We start from the raw sequence: 3179 nt of genomic DNA on the forward strand, positions 1-3179 counted from the left end.
TATGAAAGCTTGTTGAAGATACGGGAACGCCTATGCATTAACTGAAGATGCACGCGCATTGCTCTCATGTGTGACTTGACGCATGAAGGGAGACGCCATCCGATTAGATGCATTTTGGCGCTACTCCACTTGGCTTGAATCAACTTTCATCGACCACTTATTGCTGTTAAGCGACCTAATGATCAGATCGATAATACTCAGTATGTACTCTTCATCAATTTCCCCATCAGCGTCTGATGCTTTACATGCAACTTCGCACAGCGAGCTAATTTGTCCCGCTGCGACCTCAAGATGCTTAAATCGACCGTCAGACTCTAGCATTTTCAACGCTTTAATCAGCAGCGCAGATTGAAACCCGCTATAAAAGCAAGTCTTGGCTAATCTGCATTTTTCTCTATCAAGGCCGCGTTCTGTCACATAGCTTTTAATCCGCTTGTAAGCATCAATACTGCATCTGAAATACTCTGAAAGCGAGCTTTGGTCGATGTAACCAGTTGGTATTGACGACATCCTCTTTAAAGCTTCTGCCCGTCCCATCGCAAGGAAGATGTCATTAACATCGAGAAAACAGGTATATAGTGTTGATCTCGCCACCCCAGCATTCTGAGCGATTTCCTTCGCGGAGGGAAGACTTCCCGGAGAAACCTCCATGCACTCCTGAAGTGATTGAAGGATTCTATCTGAAGCTTGGCCACCCTTGTTTATAGCCATACCGAACCTCCAAATGTTAGACATTGTCTAAGTAAATCATAAACAACCCGCGCTCTCGAAGTCAACAAACGCAAGTTATTCCGTTTAAGCGTGAGCACGAAGAACACGTTGAACGCGTACGAAGAGTTAGACGCCGGGAGACGTACAGAGGGGATCCGCATATAAGACAGAGGGATTGTCGAGATGACGCTGCTGACGCCCTCGGAGGGCATGACACAGGTCGAGGCGGTCGAGTTCTGCGGCGCCATGTCACCGTTAGGGAGTGCGGCGCACATCCTGGACCGCCTAGACCTGGTACCCCAGGCGCCGCCGGCGCCCGGCTATCGTATCGTACACCGTCCTGCCGCCCTCGCGGAAGGCCTTGAGCCGCCCGTGGACGTACCATTCCAGGTAGCAGTCGAGCATCCCCCTGAACTCGTCGAAGCCGACCTGCGACCAGTCCCGGCCGTTGTAGAACTCCTCCTTCAGGGTGCCGAAGAAGCCCTCCGCCCGGGCGTTGTCGGCGCAGCGGTCCTTCCTGGACATCGAGCGCACCACGCCGCCCTCCGAGCAGATCCGCTTCCAGGAGCGGGAGCGGTAGGTCGACCCGCCGTCGGAGTGCGCGACCAGGGGCTCGGTGAATCTACCCCGATTTCGTTTACACCCCTACGCCGCCATCGGGCGGCGATCCTCCTCGGGCCAGTTGGCCCTCTCGAACTCCTCGGGGCTGAGGTAGCCCAGCGCCGAGTGCGTCCTGACCCTGTTGTAGAAGCACTCGATGTATGATGTGGCAACACCTTTTTGGACAGATCTACGAGAGGATCAGGCCCGCCTCCCTGAACCCTGCCGGCGTCATGTAGCCCAGCGTCGAGTGCAGCCTGCAGTTGTTGTGCCGGTTCACCCAGTCGAAGAGCTCCGTCCTGAGCCGCTCCTCCGAGGCGAAGGCCCTGCCTCGCACCAGCTCGCGCTTGAGCACCCTGTTCGTCGACTCGACGACCGCGTTGTCGTAGGGGTTGCCGGGGCGCGAGAACGACCTCTCGATTCCGAAGGCCGAGAGCAGCGCGTCGACATCCCCGTTGCAGAACTCGGAGCCCCTGTCGCTGTGGAAGACCTCGATGTCAGTGAGCGGGAACGCCACGTTCGAGAAGGCCGCCTTCACGAGGCGCGCGTCCTTGCGCCGGCCGCACGAGCAGCCGGCCATCTCGCGGTTGCAGGGGTCGACGAGCAGGCACACGTAGCACCACGAGCCCCCGGCGCGGACGTAGACGAGGTCGGCCGCGACGTGGGTCCGCGGCGCGTGGCCGTCGAACCCCCTCGCGAGCACGTTGTCGGCGGATGGCGGCTGCGCCGGCCGGGCGCCTCCCCTCGGCGCGCGGCCAGAGTACGCGCCCGCAAGTCCGTTCTCCCCCATGATCCGGCATATCCTGCGCCTGGAGGCGGTGATGCCGGCCCTCTCGAGGGCGACCTTCAGCCTCCTCGCGCCGTACCCGCCGCGCGAGGCCTCGAACGCGCCGAGCACGTCGGGCTCGATCGGGTCGGGCGCCTTCGGGCGCGGCGGGTGCGCGAGCATACGGTAGCACGTGGAGCGGGGCACGCCCAGGATCCCGCGCCGCGCCGATACCGGGTAGCGGCGGGCGTTGGCCGCCATCGCCGTCGCCTTCGTGCGAACATCGGCGCCGCCTGTTTTAGGACGTCGACCTCCATCCGGAGGCGAGCGTTCTCGCGCTCCAGCTCCAGCAGCCTCGACTCCTCGGGCGTGCGGTTGTCGGCCGCGCGCGTCGAACCGGTCTCGTGGACGCGCTTCACCCAGCGCTGGAAGGTGGACTTGCCGAGGTCGTACTCGCGCATGATCTCAGAGGCGGGCTTTCCGCCGTCGTAGAGCGCGACGACCTGGCGCTTGAACTCCTCCGTGAAGTGTCTTGGGTGCTTCGGGTCGCGCATGGGGCCTCCTTTCCTCGAAGGGCCCTCAGACTCTCATCGATGTGTCCAATTAAGTATAGCCACATCATGTAGTCGAATATCTCGAGCGCGGCCTGGTCCCTGGTCTCGAACGTCCTCGCGTGCACGCACTCGGCCTTGACGAGACCCATGAGCGACTCCATGGCGGCGTTGTCCCACGGGCTTGCGACCGACCCCATCGAGGGCCTGATCCCCGCGTCGCGCATCGTCCTGCCGAGCTGCAGCGAGACGTACTGGGCTCCGTGGTCGCTGTGGTGCACGCAGCCCGCGGGCGGCCTCCTGCGCGCTATCGCCATCTTGAGCGCGTCGTCGGCGAGCTCCGCCGCCATGCGCGGCGACATCGACCAGCCGACGATCCTCCTCGACCATATGTCCATCACGACCGCCAGGTACAGCCAGCCCTGGTGGGTCCTCACGTAGGTGATGTCGGCGAACCGGGCCCTGTCCGGGCCGTCCGCGCTGAAGTCGCGCCCCACCAGGTCGGGGGCGGCGCCCGCCTGCGGGGCGGCGGGCTTCGCGGCGCCCTTGGG

4 protein-coding genes and 2 pseudogenes are annotated in these 3179 nt (G+C 62.3%); all 6 read right to left on the reverse strand.

All coding sequences use genetic code 11. From position 1 onward, the window contains the following. Positions 1 to 120 precede the first annotated feature (120 nt). The gene (locus BN423_RS11550; protein WP_154820273.1) at positions 121 to 711 is read right to left on the reverse strand and encodes a hypothetical protein; all 591 of its coding nucleotides are present in this window, start codon (positions 709 to 711) and stop codon (positions 121 to 123) included. Between the two features lie 285 nt (positions 712 to 996). Continuing rightward, positions 997 to 1236, reverse strand: coding sequence for an IS3 family transposase (locus BN423_RS04120; protein WP_019239001.1), 240 nt, complete (start codon positions 1234 to 1236; stop codon positions 997 to 999). A gap of 120 nt (positions 1237 to 1356) precedes the next feature. Further along, a complete protein-coding gene (locus BN423_RS11920) occupies positions 1357 to 1470 on the reverse strand; it encodes a hypothetical protein (protein WP_399460611.1) in 114 nt (37 codons plus the stop codon). Between the two features lie 31 nt (positions 1471 to 1501). Continuing rightward, a complete protein-coding gene (locus BN423_RS04125) occupies positions 1502 to 2500 on the reverse strand; it encodes an IS3 family transposase (protein WP_456297511.1) in 999 nt (332 codons plus the stop codon). Next, positions 2446 to 2631, reverse strand: a pseudogene (locus BN423_RS11925) (transposase); the annotation flags it as partial. The gene BN423_RS04125 and the pseudogene BN423_RS11925, both read right to left, overlap by 55 nt. A 104-nt stretch (positions 2632 to 2735) precedes the next feature. Continuing rightward, a pseudogene (locus BN423_RS11930) lies at positions 2736 to 3125 on the reverse strand (DDE-type integrase/transposase/recombinase); the annotation flags it as partial. Positions 3126 to 3179 lie beyond the last annotated feature (54 nt).

The sequence above is a fragment of the Enorma timonensis genome (assembly GCF_000321165.1).
In the GTDB taxonomy this organism is placed as follows: Bacteria; Actinomycetota; Coriobacteriia; order Coriobacteriales; family Coriobacteriaceae; genus Enorma.

Excerpts from the sequence above, each read along its gene's own strand:
- BN423_RS11550 (WP_154820273.1), bottom strand. The coding sequence starts at position 711 with ATGGCTATAAACAAGGGTGGCCAAGCTTCAGATAGAATCCTTCAATCA.
- BN423_RS04120 (WP_019239001.1), bottom strand. The coding sequence starts at position 1,236 with ATGTCCAGGAAGGACCGCTGCGCCGACAACGCCCGGGCGGAGGGCTTC.